Here is a 21,034-nt window from a genome sequence, read left to right as displayed (position 1 = left end):
GAATTGCGCCGCTAAAGGTCGATGACGATGTCGCCGCGAGGTTGCGAACAGCAAAGCAGCACATTGCCATCCGCGGCGTCATCGATCGGATTCGGCTGGTAGGTAACCGATCCCGATATTATTCCCGTCTCGCAGGTGTGGCAGACGCCGGTCCGGCAGGACCAACGTGCAGGGACCTCGCACTTCTCTGCTAGCTCCAGAAGATTGTGGATCTCGGGGTTCCATCGCACAGCTAGGCCGCTTCGAGCGAAGGAGACAAGTGCGCCGGTACCGCGCCACCCTTCTGGAACCGCGGTGGCCGTCCCGGTGACGGCGCGATCCCAGGATTGATGGCCGAGGACGAACCGAACATTTCCGTATGGATGCGACGGCGCGCGACGCCGAGGTCTTCAAGTCCGTCGGTAAGGTCACGCATGAAACTTGAGGGCCCGCAGATGTAGAAGTCGCCTTCGATCGGCAGGCCAAGCTCGCGGAGTACCGCCCTGTCGAGGCGTCCCTTTGAGTCATAGTTCACCCCTTGCTGGTCGCCCTGGGTCGGCGAACTGTAGCAGACGTGGCTGCGAACGTTCGGAAGCGATCGAAGGAGTTCGCTCACTTCACTCGCAAATGGGTGCTCCAGGCTGCTGCGCGCGCCGTACAGCCACCATATCTCCCTCGAAGACTTCTCGGCCGCCAGAGCATGTAGAATGCTCAGGACCGGCGTGATCCCTATTCCGGCACTTAGGAGAACTACGGGACCATCACCGGGAACTAGTGTGAACTCGCCGCGTGGCGCGCTCGCCTGGACGACATCATCGACCTTCAGTTCCTCGCGTACATACCTTGCGGCGGCGCCCCCTGGCTCCCGCTTGATTGTCACCCTGAAAAGCTTGCCGTCCTGATGGCCTGACAAAGAATAGCTGCGAAGGATCAGGGGTGCGGCGGATGGCTCCAGCTGGAGAACGATGAACTGGCCCGGGAGGTATCTGTCCAACGGGATCCCATCCAGGGGCGCCAGTCGAAGCGATGTGACGCCGTCGGACTCTTCCAATTTGCGCATCACGCGGAATGGACGAAAGCCGCGCCATGCCGGAGCAGGCTTCGCCGATCCGGTCAGGCCAGCGTTTCCTGTCTCGCCTCCACCTTCCTTCGATTGTCTCAGCAACGCTTCGAATGAGCGATGCCATCCTGCGCTGAGCGCCGGGATGTGTAGCGCGCGTTCCAGTCGATCGACAGGATGACCTGGCTTGTAGAGCAGCGCATTGATTTCCGAGATCGTCATTCCGCCGTCTCCGGAAGCCGTCTTTACGATCTCGTCGCCCGCCTGAACCTCGCCTTCTTCAATAACACGCAGGTAGAAGCCCGGCCGTCCATGCGACACGACCAGCGCGGCCATTTCGGGCACCTTCATCCGAATTCCCAGGCGATAGCAGGTAACGCGCGGCTGCGTTACCTCGAATAGGGCGCCACCGATCAGGTATCGATCGCCTATACAGACTTCGTCGTCGGCGAGGCCTTCAACGGTGAAATTCTCGCCGAATTGACCGTAAACGAAATCACTGCGCCCCAGATGTCGTTCCCAATATCGGTAGGAATCGATCTGGTAGACGAACACCGCGCGGTGTTCCCCGCCGTGTCCGATGCGATCCGCCTGTCCGTCGCCATCGATGTTCAATCGTCGGACCATACGCGGACCGTCAACCGGGGATTTCCAGATTGCGGTCTTGACGATCCGGTTCTGCCACTCAACGTCGCGCGGCAGGCCGACGTTCACTGAAAGAAGGCAAGCCATAAGGGATACTCCCCGAGCACAGGCCCGTCTTTTTAAGGACAATAGGCTTTCTAGTACGGCCACTGCGCCGCTCCAACGACAGAACATCCGAAACCGCCTTCGGCGCCATTGTACGAAGGTGTTGCCCATATCTCGGTTGAATGGTGACCCGGGGTAGGCCTGCTTTCATCCTTGGTCGGCGAGCCCCTCAGCCAAAGCCGAATAGCTGGGTGAGTGAAATTTCATAGGTCGTATCATTGATTGAACGATACGTATCGTTTATATAAAAATGCACAAGCAGCCGAGAAGTTGGTTTGGAGCGGGCAGGGGATTTTTCCCAAGGTCATCACAAGCGAATTTGGCCCGGTTGCCGGCCTTCCTGTCGAAGGATGCGGAGGTGGGCTGGAGCTTCGTATGTCCAATCTACGAAGCGATGAACGGCGAGCCGCATTCCCGCGTGAACCTGAAAGCCCACGCGGTTCGACCTCGCCGCTTTTTTCAAGACGCCGGTCGGGCGTGATGGAAAGCGACCTCGTATTTACCAAATGGACGAAGAAAATGGCCTGGTTGCGAAACAAGAACCAAGTATCCGAACAGTCGGGAAACAACGTCACGGCGTTGCCGGGAGCGCATGAGAGCCACCAGCAGGCGGCTCCGTCACCCAAAAGGGTATCGCCGTCCTCATTTATCGTTCCAGCCGCGGCAATCACGGTCGCGCTCTCTGCCGTTGTCGGCGCCGGAGCGAATTGGGATTGGTGGGTTTCTAGCCGACCCGTGCAGACCACGGATGACGCGGCAGTTTATGCCGACGTCTCTTCAATTAGCGCTCGCGTCGGGGGCACGGTCGATGGAATCTCTGTTCGCGACTATGACCATGTCAAAGCTGGCGATCTTTTGTTCTCGATCGACCGGAAGCCATTCGAAGTTGCTCTTCGTGCCGCAAAGGCGAGACTTGAGGCGGCCCGAGCGCAACTCGAGGACAACGACACCCAACGAACTTTCCAGCTTACCCAAATCGATGTCGCCGCTGCCCAGCAACAGGCATCGGCCGCTGATGAAATCCAGGCGAGCAAGGAGCTTGAGCGGCAGACGCGGCTAGGTCTCGACGGCAGAGCGAGCTCGCTTCAGACGCTCGAGAAAGCCACCGCAGCTCACGAGCGGGCATTGGCAAACTCAAAGATGACGGATGCGACCGTGGTCGCCCAACGGGTCAAGCTCGACGTGATCGCGAAACAGCGCGACGTGCTGAAGGCGAACGTCGATACGGCCGCGGCCGACGTCGCGGCACGCGAGCTGGATCTCGGATACGCCGACGTTCGCGCTCCCGTGGATGGCATCGTCGCAAAGCGGAACGTGCAGTTGGGGAACTACGTCGCCACCGGCGCAAGTCTCATCTCCATCGTGCCGCTTCCAAAAGTGTACGTCCTGGCGAACTACAAGGAAAACCAGTTGGCCTTGGTCCGCGAAGGGCAGCCGGTCGACATATCCGTCGATCTTCTGCCTGGAGAAACCTTGCATGGCATCGTTTCGAGAATTTCGCCCGCAAGTGGTTCGACATTCGCGCTTCTGCCTCCCGACAATGCCAGCGGCAACTTCACCAAGGTGGCCCAGCGCCTGACAGTCCGTATCGAGCTCGATCCAGCACAGCCGAATTTCGACCGCCTGCGTCCCGGCATGTCGGTCATAACTCGAATAGCAACAAAGGAAGACGATCATGTCTAGGAACGGTCATGCAAGCGACCTTCCGCGTCAGGGGTATGTAGCGGTTGCCATGGTCATGGCGGCGATATTGACCGCATTCGACGTCCGGACAGCGAGTATCGGCCTCGCAGACCTGCGAGGCGCTTTCGGTTTGAGCTTCGACGAGGGCGCGTGGCTGAGCACCTTTGCAACGGCGCCGCAAATCCTCATCGCACCGAGCATCGGCTGGTTGATCGCCGTGTTTGGCGTCAAGAGAGTCATGATCGGGCCGTCAATTCTCTATTCGCTCCTCTCGGTCGCGATTCCTTTTGTGCATGGCTTCGAAGTTCTCGTCACGTTGCATGCGATAAGAGCAGTTGTGCTTGGTATTTTCGTCGGAGCCACGCTGCTGGTGGCCTTCCGCAATCTTGACCGAAAGTACTGGATCTTCGCTCTTTCCTTCTACGTCTTGAGAATACCCTTCGCGCAGAACCTCGGTCTCTATACGGCGGGCAGCTATACGCAGACAATTGGATGGCAGTGGCTTTATTGGCAGGGAGCAATCGTTGCTCCGGTCATCGGCATCCTGTTCTGGTATGGCGGTAAACCGTCGAAGGTGGATCGCCAGCTTCTGGACCGCGCCGATTGGGGCGGGATGGCGCTTTTTGGCGTCGCTTTGACAACGCTCTACTTCGCGTTGGACCAGGGTAACCGCCTCGACTGGTTCCGCTCCGGCTATGTTGTATCGCTTCTGCTTGCCACCGGCTTTCTCTTCGCTGTCTTTCTGTGGCACGAGACACGGGTTGGGGAGCCATGGGCTCATATTTCAATCCTCTACAACCGAAACATCGCGCTCGGATTCGCCGCCATCGGGTGCTTCATGATTGCCAGCCTTGGAAGCTCGCTTCTGGAGCCGAATTTCCTGGTCAGCGTCACCCGCCTGCGTCCGGAGCAGATCGGCGACTTTACCGCTCCTTATGCGGTTCTGCTTCTTGCCGTAGCGACCGTGACGGCCGTAACACTGGTCAGAACGGTCAAGCAACGTGCGACCCTGATGGTCGGCTTCACGTGTTTCGCAATATCGGCATGGCTTGGAACGCAATTGACGAGCCTCTGGTCCTTGCCCGAATTTCGGTTGATAGTGATCCTGCAGACTTTCGGAGAAGAGATTGTCTTTCTTGCCGCCGTGGCAACGTTGTTCAGCAATGTGAACCCGGCGCGAGCCGTCTCCCTCGTAGCCTACGTCCAGGTGATGCGACTGATCTGTTCGGAGACCGTCGCGACGTCGATGACGACTTGGGTGCGCCAACGCGAGCAATTGCATTCGTACCTGATCGGTCTTCACGTCACCGGCGCGACACCGGGCTGGAACTCGGCGATCGCTCAACTTGGTTCCGGCTCTGGACCGGTCGGTTCACAGGCTGAGGCCCTGAAGCGCGGGGTCGGAGTACTAGCCACGATCGTCCAACGGGAAGCGAATGTACTGGCCTACATTGATGGTTTCTGGATCACGTTCATCGCAGCAATCGTTGGCCTGATCGTCGTTTCGTTGATGAAACCCTCGCCCGCGCACCCGCTGACGTCGCGATGACGCACAGCGATGGAGCAGCTGCACCCACCGAGTACGCCGGCGGGCTCCAGATCGAGTGGGCCGGCACTCTGCCGGCCCTTCCAGCACAAACTCCTCATGTCGGCGTCGTTGCTGACACCAAGGTACAATAGGCCGGAAAACATCGCCGCTTTACAACGGAGCTCGCGTGATCTGATCGCGGCTGGTCTTGCTTAGGCGAAACGGGAATGCTCGTGCCCAAACGAAGGATTGGCAAATGACAACCACAGATATGCTCCGCTTCAAGAAGATTCCTCTTTCTCATGGCACGGGTGCAATTCCGGTTGCCGGGTTCGGAACGCTCATTCCCGACGCGGTCGCGACGAAGGAGGCGGTGAGATCGGCCCTTTCGACAGGCTTCCGTCATTTCGACTGCGCCGAACGATATCTGAACGAGGAAGCGGTTGGCGCGGCATTCAGCGAAGCCATGGCGGCGGGAACCCTGCGCCGTGAGGACCTTTTTGTCACCACGAAGCTCTGGAACACAAATCACCGGCCGGAACGAGTACGACCGGCGTTTGACGCCAGTTGCCGTCGCCTGAAGGTCGATTACGTCGACGCTTACCTTATTCATACGCCTTTCGCGTTTCTCCCAGGTGAGGAGAAAGACCCACGGGACGAGTATGGACACGTCATTTATGATCCGGGGGTCAAGCTGATCGATACCTGGCGCGCGCTGGAGGAGCTCGTGGATAGTGGGCGGTGTCGGTCGATAGGTCTTTCCGACGTCTCGCTCGAAAAGCTCAAGGAGATCGTGGAAGCGGCACGGATCAAGCCTGCGATCGTGCAGGTGGAAGCGCATCCATATCTGCCCGAGTGGGAATTGCTGGAATACTGTCAGGAGCAGGGCATTGTTCTTCTGGCTTTTGCGGCTCTCGGCCACGGGATGGTTCCGAACCTGCTTGCGGACCCAGTCGTGACCGCGATCGCCGACCGCACCGGTCAGACGCCGGCCCAAGTTGCACTGGCCTGGGCCGCCCAACGGGGAACGGCATTCCTTACGACCTCGGTGAACCCAAAGCGGATCGGCGAGAACTTCGATTTTTCCACTTTGCCGGAAGAGGCGATGCTTCAGATGCGCGGCCACATAACAACGAACATCCGCTTCAATGGCGTGGTCGACACGGGTGTTCCAGGCTTCATACCCCGAGTTTCAGGCGTACAGGCGGCCAAATGAGGTCGGAAGGACTCTGTGGAGGCAATGTCAATGATAGAGGACCGGGAACTGAGGCTCGGGCTCGAACGCCACTGGGCCGCTTCGGACGCCGGGGATTTCGAGCTCGAGCATGAAATCTACCAAGAGAATGCTGTGCTCGAGTATCCTCAGTCCGGAGAGCGCATACGCGGGCGCAGAAAGATTCAGGAAAGCCGCTTCGTTCAGCCTAACAAGAAGCGCTTCTCCGTCCAGCGCATCCTGGGCAACGGGGATCTGTGGGTGACGGAGTTCGTCCTGTCCTACGACGACGTGCCCTCTTACGTTGTCAGCATAATGGAGTTCGCGAACGGCCTCGTGGCGAGGGAAACGCAGTACTTCGCAGGTCCTTTCGAGCCATCGGCGTCGCGGGCTCATCTGGTCGACCGGTCCTAGCGTATTCGTTGTTGATCGGGGCCACGAAGTTGCGCTACGCCTTCCCAATGATCACGAAGCCGACACCCGTCCCCGCCAAGAAGCGAACGTCCATCGGATCGCGTCGCAATCCGGAAACCGAAACTGCGGTTCTCGCCGCTGCCAGGGATCTGATATCGGAGAGAGGCTACGCGGGGTTTTCCGTCGATGAGGTCGCCCGTCGGGCAGGTGCCGGAAAAACCACCATCTATCGCTGGTATCCGACCAAAGCGGACCTTTTCATAGCAATCTACACCACCGAGCGCTCGACCTTCGTCCCTGTTCCAGAGAACGGGAACTTGATTGACGAGCTTGAGCAATACACCACCAGCCTGTGGCATTTCTGGGCGTCGCACCCCGCCGGGGCGGCACTTCGCGGCCTTATCGCCGAGGCACAAGGCACGCCAGAAGCGCTGAGCGCGTTGCGGGACAGGTTTCTTCCCGATCGTACCGCCGACGTACGACGCATGTTGAGCAGCGCGGCGGCCCGCGGGGAACTGCGAGCCGATGAGGTGGATGCCAAGGTCGCGCTCTGGGTTGGATTTAGCTGGTACAAGCTGCTCGTCGGCGAGCTACATGACGAAGACGTCATACGGTCGGTGATGATGCAGATTGCAGAGGTTCGGCGCAACAGCTAGCGCCGGACTGGTGGTGTCGACGAGGTCATCGACACCGGTCGAAAGCGCTGGCCGTAAACGACGTCGGATTGTCCGTTTTTGCTACGGAATTGAGATTCCGGACAGCCTCCGCGTGCCTATATTGGTTCGGTAGAACCTAGAGCCTTGGCACTAAGACTGGACCCTATCATGACGATCAATATCAATTCAAAGACGACCGCAGCTCAGCACTTCGACGAAATGACCGGCGCAGCGATGGTGGTCCGGGCGTTGGCTGATCAGGGCGCGGAAGTGCTTTTCGGGTACCCGGGTGGTGCGGTTCTTCCGATTTACGACGCCCTCCTGGATGAGCCCCGGCTTCGCCACATCCTTGTACGGCATGAGCAAGGTGCCGCCCACGCCGCAGAGGGATATGCACGTTCAAGCGGCAAACCGGGCATCGTCCTCGTAACGAGCGGTCCGGGCGCGATCAACACCGTCGTCGGGATTGTAGATGCCCTGATGGATTCGATCCCTCTGATCGTCATCACCGGGCAGGTCCCCACCCACCTGATAGGTACAGACGCATTCCAGGAGGCCGATACGATTGGCATCACTCGGTCGTGCACGAAACATAACTACCTCGTCAGAAACATTGAGGAGCTCCCTCATGTCATGCACGAGGCGTATCGAATTGCGACGACCGGGAGGCCCGGTCCGGTCCTAATCGACATTCCCAAGGACATCCAGGTCGCTCGCGGACGCTATTTTTCTCCCGACGAAGCGATCCCATTGCATCGATACGCTCCCCAGACGAAGGGTGATCCGGTCGCGATCATGGAGGCGGTACGGCTTCTTTCCGAGGCGAGACGACCGATCCTTTACACCGGCGGCGGCGTCATCAATTCTGGACCAAGGGCTAGCCAACGGCTGCGGGAGTTTGCTGCCATGGTTGGAGCACCGGTCACGTCCACCTTGATGGGACTGGGTGCGTTTCCTGCCTCCGACGATCTGTGGCTCGGGATGCCTGGTATGCACGGTGCATACGAGGCCAATCATGCGATGCACGACTGCGACGTCATGCTCTGCCTCGGCGCCCGGTTCGATGATCGCGTGACGGGGCGCCTCGACGCCTTCTCTCCGGGATCACGAAAGATACACGTCGATATTGACCCTTCGTCCATAGGAAAGATTGTTCCCGTTGATGTTGGTATCGTCGGCGATGCTCTTTCCGTTCTGGAAGACCTGATCGCCGCGTGGCCCGGCCAGCATCAGGAAGATCGCAGGGATAGGCTTGCACCGTGGTGGAAGCAGATCAACGCTTGGCGCGACCGCAAGGCTTTCGGCTATCGCAATTCCTCGGAGGTTATCAAGCCGCAATATGCGCTTCAGCGCCTGCGGGCGCTGACACTCGATCGCGACGTCTACGTCACGACCGAAGTCGGGCAGCACCAAATGTGGGCGGCGCAGTTCTTCCATCTGAGCGAACCAAACCGATGGATGACATCGGGCGGCCTCGGTACGATGGGCTACGGCCTGCCGGCGGCGATCGGCGTCCAGCTCGCCCATCCCGACAGCACCGTCATCGATATCGCCGGCGAGGCATCGATCCTGATGAACATGCAGGAGATGTCCACTGCCGCTCAATACCGGCTGCCGATCAAGATATTCATCCTCAACAACGAATATATGGGAATGATCCGGCAATGGCAGGAGTTGCTGCACGACGAGCGCTATAGCCATTCCTATTCGGAAAGCCTTCCGGATTTCGTGAAGCTGGCCGAAGCGTACGGCGCAGTCGGCATTCGGGCGGAAAAACCAGAGGAACTGGACGGCAAGATCCTTCAGATGCTGAATACTCCCGGTCCGGTGATCTTCGATTGCCGGGTCGAGAAGACCGAGAACTGCTTGCCGATGATCCCGTCGGGAAGGCCTCATAACGAAATGATCCTGTCGGACGAAGTCGTGGACATGGGCTCGGTGATCTCCGCCGAGGGTCGTGCGCTGGTGTGATCGTATGACGGTTGATCTCGATATCGGTGCGGCCTTGCCTCGGAACGGGGGGCGGTCCGACGTTCTGGCGATCGGTCTGCAGGTTGTCTTCTGCGGACTCAATCCGGCGACCACCGCCGAGCGGGACGGCCATAATTTTTCGTCACCGACGAACCGATTTTGGCGAGTACTGCATCTGGCCGGGTTCACGCCTCGGCTGTTGAGGGCTGAGGAGGAACAGGAACTGCTTTTCTATGGCTGCGGAATAACCGCGGCCGTGGAGAGAGCGACGAGGAGCGCAGCCGAACTGATTGCCGACGACTATGTGAAAGCGGCGCCCGTACTAGAGGCGAAGATAAGGAATTTCTCGCCGAACAATCTCGCGTTCTTGGGAAAGGCGGCGTTTGCGGCAATCAGCGGCCGCGGTGATTGCGATTGGGGGCCGCAGAGTGAAGTTTTCGCGGGAGCGAGGACATGGGTACTTCCGAACCCAAGCGGCCTCAACAGGGCGTTTGATTTGGATCGCTTGACCCGTCACTACCGCGACCTAAGATCGAAACTCTAGCCGCCGGGACGGCCTTGAGCCTGCCAGCGGCCATAGGCAGGGGCAAACCATGCGTATTGCGATACTCACTATCCCCGGCGTTCAAATGCTCGACGTGGCCGGGCCAATGGATGTGTTCTCGGAGGCTACGAGGCTTCTGAGGGACCGCTCCGGATATAGCGTCGACATCGTCGCGCTGACGATGGATCCCGTGACCGCCCTTAACGGCACTCGATTTCTGCCGGATATGTCGATCGAGAGCACGTTGGAAGGCTTCGACACGCTGCTGATTGCCGGCAGCCCCGGCGTTCGCCAGTACGAGGACCATCGAGAGCTGTTGCAGTGGATAATCCGCGAGTCACGTCATGTCCGCCGTCTTGCCTCGATATGCACTGGCGCCTTCCTCCTCGGGAAGGCGGGGCTGTTGGACGGGCGCCGCGCCACCACGCATTGGAACTCGACCGCACGGCTTGCCAGTATGTTTCCGACCGTCAGGCTCGAGCCCAACACGATCTTCGTGAAGGACGGGCCGATCTATACAAGCGCCGGCGTTACGGCCAGCATGGATCTGGCGCTCGCGCTTGTCGAAGAAGATTTCGGTCGCAGCATCGCCCTGCGGGTTGCGAAGGAACTGATACTGTTCCTGCAGCGTCCAGGCGGACAGTCGCAGTTCAGCGTGCAGCTCGAAGCACAGGCGGCTGAAATCGGTCCGATCCGCGACATCACTCAATGGATTGTCGACAACATAGCGGGCGACCTCGGCGTCGAGACACTGGCGGCGCGCATCGGGATGAGCGCCCGCAACTTCGCAAGGACGTTCAAACGAGAAACCCAGATGACCCCCGGCGACTATGTCGAGGCCGCCCGCGTGGAGGCAGCTCGACGAATCCTCGAGGAGAGCGACACACCCTTGAAGAGAGTGGCAAGCCTATGCGGGTTCGCGGATCAGACTGGTTTGCGGCGCGCGTTCATGCGGCGGATAAATGTCACCCCAGTCGAATACCGGCACAGGTTCCGGCCATCCGCGACGACCGCGGCGAAAGATCCTCTGGCTCGGACACTCGCCACGGCGTGACGTTCGTCAGTCTGCACGCATGCACATGACACAATGCAGGTTTGACAGGCTGGCGTTCCTACATATCTTGCGAAGCGTCGCGCTGCTTGGAGTAGTTTCCGTTGTCGCGTCGATCGAGCAACCGCTTGCAGCCTGGACGCCATTTGAACGCGAGTTCGATTAATCGAAACTGTGAATGATGACGCCTATGGAACCCATGTCGAGGTTACCGCAGTTCGCTGAGGGCATCGTCATGGGTAGCGCAGTTATCGACGTTGCGTCGGTCTAAAGGGTGTCAGATGTTGTGCTCGGCTGCCTAAAGGTCGAATGTCAGTTGTTTCAGGAATGCGGTGATGGCCTCCTCGTTGCGCTTGTAGAAGATCCACTGGCCAACCCGCCTGCTGGTCAAGAGGCCAGCAGCGGTGAGTGCCGCAAGATGAGCCGAGACGGTTGACTGGGCCAAGCCGCTTCGCTGAAACTGGTTTGCCGAGACGCCCATAGCGACGGGATGGTCCTGAAGTCCGAAGTGCGTCTCCGGATCCTTCAACCAGCCGAGGATTTCCATTCGAGCTGGGTGCGCTAACGCCTTTATCACTTTCATCGTTTCCATGTATTTTCCTCGGCTTTCGCCGCGCTTTGCGTTGTTGCTCCGCCGGGAGGCTTGGAGGAAGGCGACGGCCTCAACCGGCGGAGCCTCGACAGGCTCCCAACCCGTCGATCGGACAAACTTGAATATCGACATGAGGCGCCTCCGCGCGACCGTGGTGACCGCTATCGCCGCGAGTTCGACTCGATCGGGCTTGGGCGTAGAGCCTGCGAATTGCACGGCATGCCGACGACGCCCTCGAACGACGCCGCATTTCCCGAAACGCCGGCCCCTTCGGCGTGCGATTGCTTCACGGCTATTCTGCAAACGCAGCATTCATGAACATTGACACCTCCGCGACATGTCGCGACATCTGGCCTGTCGCGGTCGAGGCGGAGGCAGGTCGGCCGATGTAGCTCGCACGCCCCGCCGTCCCGCGAGCTTGGGTCACGGCCCATTCGAGGTAGGGTTCGACGAACGACCAGGCGCCCATATTCTTCGGTTCCTCCTGGCACCACGAAATGCTTGCCGTCGGGAAGCGACCGAGTTCCGTTGCAAGCGCCTTGGCAGGAAACGGATAAAGTTGCTCGACACGGAGCAAATAGACGTCGTCGATACCGCGCCGTTCTCGTTCCTCGACAAGGTCGTAGTAGACCTTGCCGGAACATAGCAGCACACGCCGGATGCCGCGGTCGTCAACAAGCTTCGCCTTGCTGCTGTCGTCCTTCTCGCCATCGTCGCGGAGAATGCGCTGAAACCGCGTAGCGCCAGCAAGCTCGGCAAGATCCGATCTGCATCGCTTGTGCCGCAGCAGACTTTTGGGCGTCATCAGTATCAGAGGCTTGCGGAAATTGCGCGCCAACTGCCTTCTCAGAATGTGAAAGTAGTTTGCAGGAGTCGAGCAGTTCGCAACCTGCCAATTGCCTTCAGCCGAACTCTGCAGATATCGCTCCAGCCGCGCCGAGGAGTGTTCCGGGCCCTGTCCGTCGTATCCGTGGGGAAGCAGGCAGACTAATCCCGACATCCGCAACCACTTCCGCTGTGCGGAGGACAGGAACTGGTCGAACAGAACCTGGGCGCCATTCGCAAAGTCACCGAACTGGGCCTCCCAGAGGACCAACGTGCTCGGCTCGGCCAGCGAGTATCCGTATTCGAAGCCAAGGACGCCCTGTTCGGATAGCATCGAGTTGAATGTCTCGCACGGTGCCTGACCCGGAGTGATGGAGGCGAGAGGCGAGTGGCGCGTGCCGGTTTCTTGATCGATGATCACCGAATGACGTTGCGAGAACGTCCCACGTTCGCTGTCCTGGCCGGAAAGGCGCACCGGATGACCCTCGGTAGCGATGGATCCGAAAGCCAGTGCCTCCGACGTCGCCCAGTCGATGCCGGTACCGGCATCGACTGCACTCCGCCGTGCGTCGAGGAAACGAACGACCGTGGAATGCGCGCGAAAGCCATCCGGAAGGGTTGTTATGCTGCGGCCGATGGCTCGCAGCTTATCGAGGTCAACGCCCGTAGCGCCGTCATTTTCATCCTCGGAGTCAGCATTGCCGGCCCCGAGACCTGCCCACTTTCCATCGAGCCAATCGCCCTTGTCCGGCTTGTATGACTTCGACGCCTCGAACTCTCTATCGAGATGCTCAGCCCACCTCTTGCCGGCGTCCTCTGCTTCCCGTCCGTCCACGACGCCGTTCGACACCAGCTGCTCCGTATAAATCTCCAGTGTCGACTTATGCCTACGGATTTCCTTGTACATCTCCGGCTGCGTGAAGGACGGCTCATCACCCTCGTTGTGGCCAAAAAGGCGGAAGCAGATCAGGTCGATAACGACTGGCTTATGAAATGTCTGCCGATACTCGATCGCAAGTCTGGCGACACGTGCGACCGCTTCCGGATCGTCGCCATTTACATGAAAGATCGGCGCCTCGACCATTTTCGCGACATCGGACGGATAGGGCGAGGATCTCGAATAGCTCGGATCGGTCGTAAAGCCGACTTGGTTGTTGATTATCAAATGGACCGAGCCACCTGTCCGGTATCCCTTGAGACCGGAGAGACCAAGACTTTCTGCCACCACCCCCTGTCCGGCGAACGCGGCGTCGCCGTGGATCAGAAGTGGCAGGACGGTGGAGCGGTTGACCGTGTCACCTTGCTGTTCCTGTTTGGCTCTTACCTTTCCCAATACGACGGGATCGATGATCTCGAGGTGCGACGGATTTGCGATCAGGGACAGGTGGACCTTCCTGCCACCTATCTCCCGGTCCGATGACGTTCCAAGATGATATTTCACATCGCCTGAACCCTCGACTTCGTCCGGAAAAGACGATCCTCCCTTGAATTCGCTGAAGATCGCCCGGTGAGGTTTCCGGATGACCTGACCAAGAACATTCAGGCGTCCGCGATGTGCCATACCAAGAACAACCTCGGACACGCCGAGTTCGGCTCCTCGCTCAAGGATTTCCTCGAGGGCGACGATCGTCGTTTCGCCGCCGTCTATGCCGAAACGCGTCGTACCGACAAACTTCTTGTTGAGATAACGCTCAAAACCCGTCACCTCGACCAGTCGCTGCAGGATCCGCCGCTGATAATCGGGTGTTGGCGTGGACACGCCAGTTGCTTCGACGCGCTCTTGGATCCAACTCCTCTGGGCACGGTCAGAAATATGCATGTATTCGTATCCGACAGTCCCGCAATAGCTACCGCGCAGCCGACCGATCATCTCACGCATGGTGGCAAACTCGACCCCGAACGCGCCATCCATGAAAATCGTCCGATCCAGATCGGCTTCACCGAAGCCGTAGGAGGAGGGCATCAGTTCCTCGCGCTCCTCCGAGACAGCGAGACCCAACGGGTCCAGTTTTGCTTGCCTGTGTCCCCGCATTCGATAGGCGCGAATGAGCGCCAATGCTCGCGCCGTATCCCGGTCAGCTGCAAATTGATCGCGACCGTCGACGGGCCGCGTCACTTCCGCTGTCTTCCGGTCGGGCTCTCTGGCCCAATTGCCATCAAGCGCGGAGATCAGATCTCCATTGAGAGGAATTGGCCAGTTGGCGGTCTTCCATGAGGCACCAATGGCGGTCCTTCTTATATCGACTGCTTCGTCTCCCAACGAGCCAAAGAAATCCCGCCATTCCGGCGCCACCGAATTCGGGTCTTCCAGATAGCGTGACTGCAGATTCTCGACATAAGCCGCGTTCCCGATGTCGAGGAACGACATCTGCGCGAACATACCGGCAGGCAATTGCGGATCGTGCGCGCTATTCATCTTGGCACCTTTCGTACTCTTCGGAATTCGCTCATCTGCGTCTTTGGTGTATCCATCCGCAACGACTCGGCTGGGCCATGCCAAGCGCATCGCTGACACTGGCTGCTTGCAGTGCCCATGTTCCGACCGCCAAGCGACAGTATACGCTCGAATGGCGCGTCCGATATTTGGAGCAGCGTACAAAAACGGACAAAATACAGTCGTTTGCTGCCGAGATCGCACCGCGGGCTGCGGAATACCGAATCCCCTGCGGGCATCGTCACGTGTTTAACAAGGATCACAAAAACCCAGCGTATTGGCTATTGCACCTAGGTGTCGTCCCCAACAATGGCGTCCTAAAGAGCATGTTGGCCGCAATCTGCCCACCTCCAGAAGCCGGGCAATTTATCTTCTGGTGAAACAGTGCCCCCTGGCAATTATCCGACGCCAAACTACGAGGCGGCTCAACGCGTCGCATACCGCGGCCGCGCACAATTTATACGCTTTGTCTCGCAACTTCGCGCCGCGGCACTCTGCATCGGTTAGCGCCATCCAGCATCCCGTTTCGAATGCGTGAGGGAAGCCCTGGTTTCTTTCCCCCGTTTTACCCCCAGTTCGCTGAAACTGAGTGAAATCGCCAGAAATCGTATGTACCCGGAACCCCTGAAATGCAGGGCATTCCGTGTATATTTGAAGCGCCGGAAATTCGGTAAAAGAGGTTTTTGGTGGGCCCGGAGGGCCTGCCGAATTCCAAGAAAATCAGCAACTTAACCCTGTGTGGGACGAAGACCCCATTTTATAAAAATCAGTGGTTTAGTAAAGCCGCCGTCCCACTTTTTCCGGCCGTTTCCGGCACTTCTTTCTCGGTCGTATTGCGACCAGGGAGGCGCGCATGAGTGGGACGCGGCCATTTCGGGACGTGAAGCTGCAATGGCTTCAGCAGTTGAGCTGCGACAGGGATTTGAGCGACAGCGCGCGGTCCGTGGCGCTCTACATCATCACCACGCATATGAACGGCCACACCGAAAAGGCGTGGCCGTCCTATCAAACGATTGCCGACGCGACCGGCAAGAGCGTCAAGACCATTCAGCGCGCCGTCCGTGAACTTGATGTCAAAGGATGGTTCGAGGTCGAGCGCGGAAATGGCGTCGGGCACAACACAGAATATCGTCCCTCAGCGGCATCGATTTTACGCGCATCGGAGGCCCGCGAAAAGACGGACAAAATTGTCACCCTTTACCCTGAAAAAGGCGGTCAAAATCGTCCGGAAAGGCGGTCAGATGTGTCCGGCGAAGGGGGACAAATATGTCCACCAAACTTAGAGAAAGAAAAAATATATAAACCTAACCCGCGCGAGGACGCCCCGCCGCGCGTCGAGACGCGGCGAGCCGTCCCGCTCGTTTTCGTGGCAGAGACCAAGGCGGATCAGGTCGAGCAATGGCGCTCCTGGTTGCGCCATCACGGCTTTCCCTCGATCAACGCCTTGGGCCTTCGAACGGTAAAAACCGGCAAGCCGGGGTATGCTTTGCCCGGCTACTGGCCACCGGACGAGGCAAGCCCAAGCGCGCTCGATTGGATCGCTTTCTTCAGCCGCCGCCGTGACCACATCGCCGATGAAACAGCCCGACAAACCGACCTTCGGAGGGCGTCATGACGGCTGGCGATTTGAAGGGAGCAAGGCGACCCCTGTCATACGGCGAGCCGTCCGACAGGGAGCCTTGTGAGGGGAGGCAGGCCTCCCCTTCAAACCCCACCAAGAGCACGCGGCGATCGCCCAAAGGCGAACTCAATGCCGTCGTGGTTTTCCGCTGCTCGGCATCGGAAAAGCAGGCGCTGGCCGCCCGCGCAGCGAGGGCCGGTCTGCCCTTCGCCACGCTGATGCGGGAAGCGCTCGGCCTCACCGAGGCGCGCCGTCGCCGTCCGGTCCCCAGGGTGGACCCGGAGCTGGTGCGAGCCGTCGCGCAGATCGGCGGCAACCTCAACCAGATCGCCCGATGGCTGAACACGGCCCAGGCTCAGGGCCAGTTGCCCGCCATCGACGCTATCACGATTGCCGCGCGCCTGGTCGCCATCGAGCGGGCGCTATCGGAAACCCTAGAGCAGTTCACGGCGAAGGATGGCGCGCCGTGCTGATCAAGTTTTTCCGAAACGGCCAGGGCGGCGGATCGGGACCGGTTGACTACCTGGTCGAGCGCGACGTCGTCGCTTACGACCAGAACCGCAACGCGATCCGTGACGAGCGCGGCGAGATCATGCTGTTTGCCCGCGAGCCCCTGCCGGAAGTGCTGCGCGGCGATGCAGACCGCATGCGCGCGCTGATCGACGCCTGCCCGCACCAGTGGACCTATCGGGCCGGCGTCATTGCCTTCACCGCTGAAGACGCGCCGAACCCTGCCCAGCAACGGCGGGTGATGGACGCCTTCGAGAGCCTTGCCTTTGCCGGCCTCGAAGCCGACCAGCGCGATATGCTTTGGGTCCGCCACACCCACGAGAGCCGCGTCGAGCTGCATTTCGTGACGCCGCGCATGGAGCTTGCGAGCGGGCGCAGCCTCAACATCGCGCCGCCCGGCTACCAGAAGCACTATGACGCCTTGCGCGATGTTCTGAACAAGGAACACGGCTGGAACGACCCGATGGCGCCGGAGCGCGCCCGTGAGACCGTCAGCCTCATCGAGAGCGTCAGGCGTGGCGATGCCCGTGAGTTGATTCACGACTGGATCGTCCAGCGCATCGAGACCGGCGACATCCATGACCGTCCGAGCATGACCGAAGCCTTGACGGCGGCGGGTTTCGACCTGCCGCGCGCCGGCAAAAATTATATCACCGTGCGCGACCCAGAGACCGACGAGCGCTGGCGTTTGAAAGGAGACCTGTTCCGTGAAGACTGGACCCGAAAGAATACCCTTGAGCGAGCGCTTGAAAGATCGGCTGGCGAGCCCACCCGCACCGGAAGCCGGCTCGACGCCATCGCCCTCGACGAGCTTCGAGACCGATTGGAGCGAAGCCTTGAAGCGCGCGCAAGCTACAATCGAGACCGATATCCGCAGCTTCACGGCCGCGAACCGCCAGCACTTGAGCGAGGCACTGGCGACGACCGAGGCGGACGTGAACCGGCTCCGCTCGATGGTACAGCCGTACTTCCTGACCATGGGCGCGGTGGCGTTGCTGATCGTCCTTTTGAGCTTCACCGCGAGTTGGTTTTGGGCGGGGCTGATGATCGACCGAGCCCAGAGCGCCAGCCTCTGGCAAATGGGCTTGCAGATCAACCAGACCGGCAACGGCAAAGTCCTGACATGGGACGTCAACCGACTTCAGCTGATCACTTGTCAGGCCGGGACCGCCAAAACCCCATGCCTGAAGATCGCCCAGGGAGATTGACCGATGACCGAGACCGCCAAACCACCGATGCCCGAGAGCCTTTCGCCGCTGGAGCGCGAATTGCTGGGTTACGTCGAGACGTTGATGAACACCTTGCAGAGCGGGACCGCGCAATTCGAGGCGCTGGAGAAACGCTCGACAGACATGATCGAAAGCCGGCAATGGGCTTTGGAAGGATCGCTGAAATCGCTCATCGCGTCACAGGCTACCTTCATGAACGCCTGGCTCGCCTCCGGCAATCCTTCCAGCGACACGGCCTCGACCGAGCTGACGGAAGCGTTCGCCCTGCTGGAGCAAGCCGAAGCGATGCTGGAGGCGGTCGCGCCGCCAACGTGACAGCCCGACCGCCTGCGCCAAGTCGCGGCCGCAATTGATCCTCATTTCCGTCCGGAGTTTCGAGCCATGAATTTGATTATTCAGCCCTATCGCTATGCCCTTTCCATTGCCGTCGTGGCGGCCGGTTTCCTGCTGATGGAGACAGCGCCGTTGTTCTGGCAACCCATCTACCAAAACGCGCGCGCCGCGATCCTAGTCATGTTTTGCGGGTTTGCGCTGCTGACCTTGGTGGGAGACACCCAGGGCCGCATCCGCAGCGCGTCGGGCCTAGCTGTGGGGGCTGCCCTCCTTGCCGCGTCTGCTCTCGCCCTTACCGACCCGACCATTGCGGCAGGCGTCCTGCTCGACAGCTTCAAGGCTTGGCGAAATGCCGGTTATTCCGGAATCGAGAGCATCCGAGGCATGGTTTCGACATGGGACAGCTTCACAGAGGCGCAGAAACTTGGTGTGCAAACCAGCCTCGCCATCGGCCTGCCTGTGCCGCTGTTCCTCATTCTGCGAGCGATCTCGATAGCCGTCCCCGCTTCGTCAAGCCGAATTTCCAAACAAGGCCCATGGCGCGCCCGATGGATGAATCGCCAGGAGTTGCGCCAGCTCCGGCACAACGACAGCGGCCTGCCGCTCGGTCTCTCCGGCGGCGCAATGCTGCGCTACCGCCCCAACCCTAAAACCGGATGGCGTGCCGGACATCATGTCGCCATCGCCGGGACCCGCGCCGGGAAAGGCGTGTCCGTCGTCATTCCCGCCATCATCGACCATGACGGGCCGGTCGCCGTCCTCGACATCAAGGGCGAAAACTTCGCCGTAACGCGCCGCTATCGCCGATCGCTCGGGCGCCAGGTTGTGGTTCTCAATCCCTTCGGCGTCATCGAGCCGTTGAAGGATCGTCTCAATCCCCTCGACTATATCCGGCAAGCGCACTTGGTCCGCGATATCGAGGTCATTGCCGAGGGTCTTGTTCGGCCGGAAAGCGGAAACGGCGCGCACTTTGCGGAAATGGCGAAATCCATGATTGCGGCCGTGATCGAGGTCATCATGACCAGGCGCGCCGAAGCCGATCGCAACCTGATCACCGTCATGGACCTGCTGTTTTCCGCCGGCTTTGAAAAGACACTGACGGAATGGGCCGGTGCGCCGGAGACATTCGGCACCTGTCCGGCCGCAGCCGCCGCCACCTTCCTCGCAGCCGGCGAGAACGAGCGCGGTGCGATCAAGACGACGATCAAGAAGGCATTCGATTGGGCACGCTCCGACGAACTGCGTAGTTTTCTCAGCACCTCCACATGCTCGCTCGAAAACCTGTTCGAGGGCCGTGCCGACCTCTTCATGGTCGTGCCGCTCGACCAGGTTGACGCCCAGGCGGTCTTTCTCCGGCTGCTGACGAACATCATTCTCGGCATGGCCGTGCGCCTGGAGGGTGCCAAGAAGCCGAAAAAGAACGTGCTCTTGGTGCTGGACGAGTTTGTCCGTCTCGGCCGGATGGAAAAGCTGATCAACATCGCCAACGTCGCCGCCGGCTGCGGCATCGAGGCGCTGTTCATTACCCAGGACAAGGGGCAAATCGAAAGCGTCTATGGCAAGGGCGACACCGCCAGCATTGTCGGCTCTTGCGTCACCACCCGCATTTTCGGTCTCGGCCGCGCCGAATTCGAAACCGCTAACTGGGCCGCGAACGCCCTTGGTGATCAGACGGTGCTGACCCGTAGCAAGCAATCCGCCGCGAAATTCGGCGAGAGCCGCAAGACCTCAATTGCCGAGCAGCGCCAGAAACTCATGACCGCAGATCAGATACTGGAAATGAAGACCGGCAAAATGCTGTTGCTGGCGGGCTCGAAACCTCCTGCGTTGGTTGACGCGATCGTCTCGCACAGGCATCCGGCATATCGGGGGAAGCTGGATCGGAACCCGATGGTCCTGTGAAAGGGGCCATCGATCGTCTCAGCTGCCGTCATACCAAAGAAGGCAGCACGAGATAGTGTCGGAGTGCGTGGAGGGTTGCAACTAAATCATCCAAGCTCGCCAAGTCAGCATGGGTTTGACAAAACCTTACTAATCGGCTTTTTCCATCACGGGTCAATTCCCGATGCGTGCGGTCGGACATGACATGTTCTCGGATCAACGCTGTAGGATTCTCATGTAGGAAAAGCTCCATTAGCGCCGAGCCAATCAGGTCTTCCAGCTCCCAATTGAGACCCTTGTATGCCTCATTGCGCTCCTCGAAGCTCCGTTTCAGAGCTAATGGATCTAAGCTTCCTCCAATCGGCATTGTCGGCCGGAGTCGGAAGACATCTCGATACTCGATGATACTGGCATCAACGCTTCGGGCACCATTTACCGCCTTCTGTCCAGCGACATCATTGTCAAACAACCCGATCACTCGATAGACCGGCCGACCGGCTGGTGAGAGGTAGGCGCGAGAAAGATTGCGCATGGTGACGAGCTCGCGGACCACGCCATGTGTCCCCCCTCGATCGCCCTCGCCAGCGGCGAGGACCGCAAGATCACCAAGCAGATCCTTGCCAGTTGAACGATGAAACAGTCTGGCTGCTAAGCCGAACAATGCGACGTCGGATGTCCCTTCGACGAGAATCGTCCTCGGCTTCAAACCCCAGCCCTGAGAAAGCGCATAGCGCGCTACAAAATCTGGCTCCGCTGTCAT

Annotated in this window: 17 protein-coding genes and 1 pseudogene; 13 read left to right on the top strand and 5 right to left on the bottom strand. The window is 59.6% G+C overall.

What is annotated here, in order from left to right; translation table 11 throughout:
* Positions 1 to 11: 11 nt before the first annotated feature.
* Positions 12 to 1,771, bottom strand: a pseudogene (locus tag FZ934_RS09610) (MOSC domain-containing protein).
* 393 nt (positions 1,772 to 2,164) lie between these two features.
* On the opposite strand from FZ934_RS09610, the gene FZ934_RS09605 reads away from it, so the two are divergent.
* The 8 genes from FZ934_RS09605 (at position 2,165) to FZ934_RS09570 (ending at position 10,852) form a co-directional block, all read left to right on the top strand.
* Positions 2,165 to 3,472: an HlyD family secretion protein gene (locus FZ934_RS09605; RefSeq protein WP_246737779.1), complete on the top strand. Its 1,308-nt coding sequence runs from the start codon at positions 2,165 to 2,167 to the stop codon at positions 3,470 to 3,472.
* A complete protein-coding gene (locus FZ934_RS09600; RefSeq protein ID WP_153270886.1) occupies positions 3,465 to 5,021 on the top strand; it encodes an MFS transporter in 1,557 nt (518 codons plus the stop codon). The genes FZ934_RS09605 and FZ934_RS09600 overlap by 8 nt, the downstream gene beginning before the upstream one ends.
* Before the next feature lie 235 nt (positions 5,022 to 5,256).
* On the top strand, positions 5,257 to 6,216 hold the full coding sequence (locus FZ934_RS09595) for an aldo/keto reductase (RefSeq protein ID WP_194273692.1): 960 nt from the start codon (positions 5,257 to 5,259) through the stop codon (positions 6,214 to 6,216).
* Between the two features lie 24 nt (positions 6,217 to 6,240).
* On the top strand, positions 6,241 to 6,627 hold the full coding sequence (locus FZ934_RS09590) for a nuclear transport factor 2 family protein (protein ID WP_246737778.1): 387 nt from the start codon (positions 6,241 to 6,243) through the stop codon (positions 6,625 to 6,627).
* A gap of 47 nt (positions 6,628 to 6,674) precedes the next feature.
* The gene (locus FZ934_RS09585) at positions 6,675 to 7,283 is read left to right on the top strand and encodes a TetR/AcrR family transcriptional regulator (protein ID WP_153270885.1); all 609 of its coding nucleotides are present in this window, start codon (positions 6,675 to 6,677) and stop codon (positions 7,281 to 7,283) included.
* Positions 7,284 to 7,451: 168 nt separating this feature from the next.
* Positions 7,452 to 9,254: an acetolactate synthase 3 large subunit gene (locus FZ934_RS09580; RefSeq protein ID WP_153270884.1), complete on the top strand. Its 1,803-nt coding sequence runs from the start codon at positions 7,452 to 7,454 to the stop codon at positions 9,252 to 9,254.
* Between the two features lie 4 nt (positions 9,255 to 9,258).
* The gene (mug, locus tag FZ934_RS09575) at positions 9,259 to 9,798 is read left to right on the top strand and encodes a G/U mismatch-specific DNA glycosylase (protein WP_153270883.1); all 540 of its coding nucleotides are present in this window, start codon (positions 9,259 to 9,261) and stop codon (positions 9,796 to 9,798) included.
* A gap of 49 nt (positions 9,799 to 9,847) precedes the next feature.
* Positions 9,848 to 10,852, top strand: a complete 1,005-nt coding sequence (locus FZ934_RS09570) for a GlxA family transcriptional regulator (protein WP_153270882.1) — start codon at positions 9,848 to 9,850, stop codon at positions 10,850 to 10,852.
* A 295-nt stretch (positions 10,853 to 11,147) separates the two neighbouring features.
* Here the strand turns inward: FZ934_RS09570 and FZ934_RS09565 are convergent, their stop codons facing one another.
* Together FZ934_RS09565 and FZ934_RS09560 are read right to left on the bottom strand one after the other, a co-directional pair.
* Entirely contained in the window at positions 11,148 to 11,441 is a 294-nt protein-coding gene (locus FZ934_RS09565) for an ArsR/SmtB family transcription factor (protein WP_153272407.1), read from the bottom strand.
* Between the two features lie 292 nt (positions 11,442 to 11,733).
* The gene (locus FZ934_RS09560) at positions 11,734 to 14,682 is read right to left on the bottom strand and encodes a 2-oxoglutarate dehydrogenase E1 component (RefSeq protein WP_153270881.1); all 2,949 of its coding nucleotides are present in this window, start codon (positions 14,680 to 14,682) and stop codon (positions 11,734 to 11,736) included.
* An 871-nt stretch (positions 14,683 to 15,553) separates the two neighbouring features.
* Between FZ934_RS09560 and FZ934_RS09555 the strand changes: the two genes are divergently transcribed.
* Positions 15,554 to 16,315, top strand: a complete 762-nt coding sequence (locus tag FZ934_RS09555) for a helix-turn-helix domain-containing protein (RefSeq protein WP_075628180.1) — start codon at positions 15,554 to 15,556, stop codon at positions 16,313 to 16,315.
* A complete protein-coding gene (locus tag FZ934_RS28095; protein WP_246737868.1) occupies positions 16,312 to 16,794 on the top strand; it encodes a plasmid mobilization protein in 483 nt (160 codons plus the stop codon). The genes FZ934_RS09555 and FZ934_RS28095 overlap by 4 nt, the downstream gene beginning before the upstream one ends.
* On the opposite strand, the gene FZ934_RS28670 is transcribed toward FZ934_RS28095, so the two are convergent.
* Positions 16,677 to 17,714, bottom strand: a complete 1,038-nt coding sequence (locus FZ934_RS28670) for a hypothetical protein (RefSeq protein WP_432443607.1) — start codon at positions 17,712 to 17,714, stop codon at positions 16,677 to 16,679. The two genes, FZ934_RS28095 and FZ934_RS28670, sit on opposite strands and share 118 nt — an antisense overlap.
* Between FZ934_RS28670 and FZ934_RS28085 the strand changes: the two genes are divergently transcribed.
* From FZ934_RS28085 to FZ934_RS09540, 3 genes are all read left to right on the top strand, one after another.
* Complete coding sequence (locus FZ934_RS28085; RefSeq protein WP_246737917.1) at positions 17,668 to 18,039, top strand: hypothetical protein; 372 nt, start codon at positions 17,668 to 17,670, stop codon at positions 18,037 to 18,039. The genes FZ934_RS28670 and FZ934_RS28085 overlap by 47 nt on opposite strands.
* A gap of 3 nt (positions 18,040 to 18,042) precedes the next feature.
* Positions 18,043 to 18,375 carry a hypothetical protein gene (locus tag FZ934_RS28080; RefSeq protein ID WP_234794694.1) on the top strand — a complete coding sequence of 111 codons (333 nt, stop codon included), beginning with the start codon at positions 18,043 to 18,045 and terminating at the stop codon, positions 18,373 to 18,375.
* Between the two features lie 66 nt (positions 18,376 to 18,441).
* Positions 18,442 to 20,295, top strand: coding sequence for a type IV secretory system conjugative DNA transfer family protein (locus tag FZ934_RS09540; RefSeq protein ID WP_153270879.1), 1,854 nt, complete (start codon positions 18,442 to 18,444; stop codon positions 20,293 to 20,295).
* A 28-nt stretch (positions 20,296 to 20,323) separates the two neighbouring features.
* On the opposite strand, the gene FZ934_RS09535 is transcribed toward FZ934_RS09540, so the two are convergent.
* Positions 20,324 to 21,034: a hypothetical protein gene (locus FZ934_RS09535; RefSeq protein WP_018095597.1), complete on the bottom strand. Its 711-nt coding sequence runs from the start codon at positions 21,032 to 21,034 to the stop codon at positions 20,324 to 20,326.

Source organism: Rhizobium grahamii, assembly GCF_009498215.1.
In the GTDB taxonomy this organism is placed as follows: domain Bacteria; phylum Pseudomonadota; class Alphaproteobacteria; order Rhizobiales; family Rhizobiaceae; genus Rhizobium; species Rhizobium grahamii_A.
Note: the sequence above shows the minus strand (reverse complement) of the source record. Positions and strands in the feature narration are given on the sequence as shown.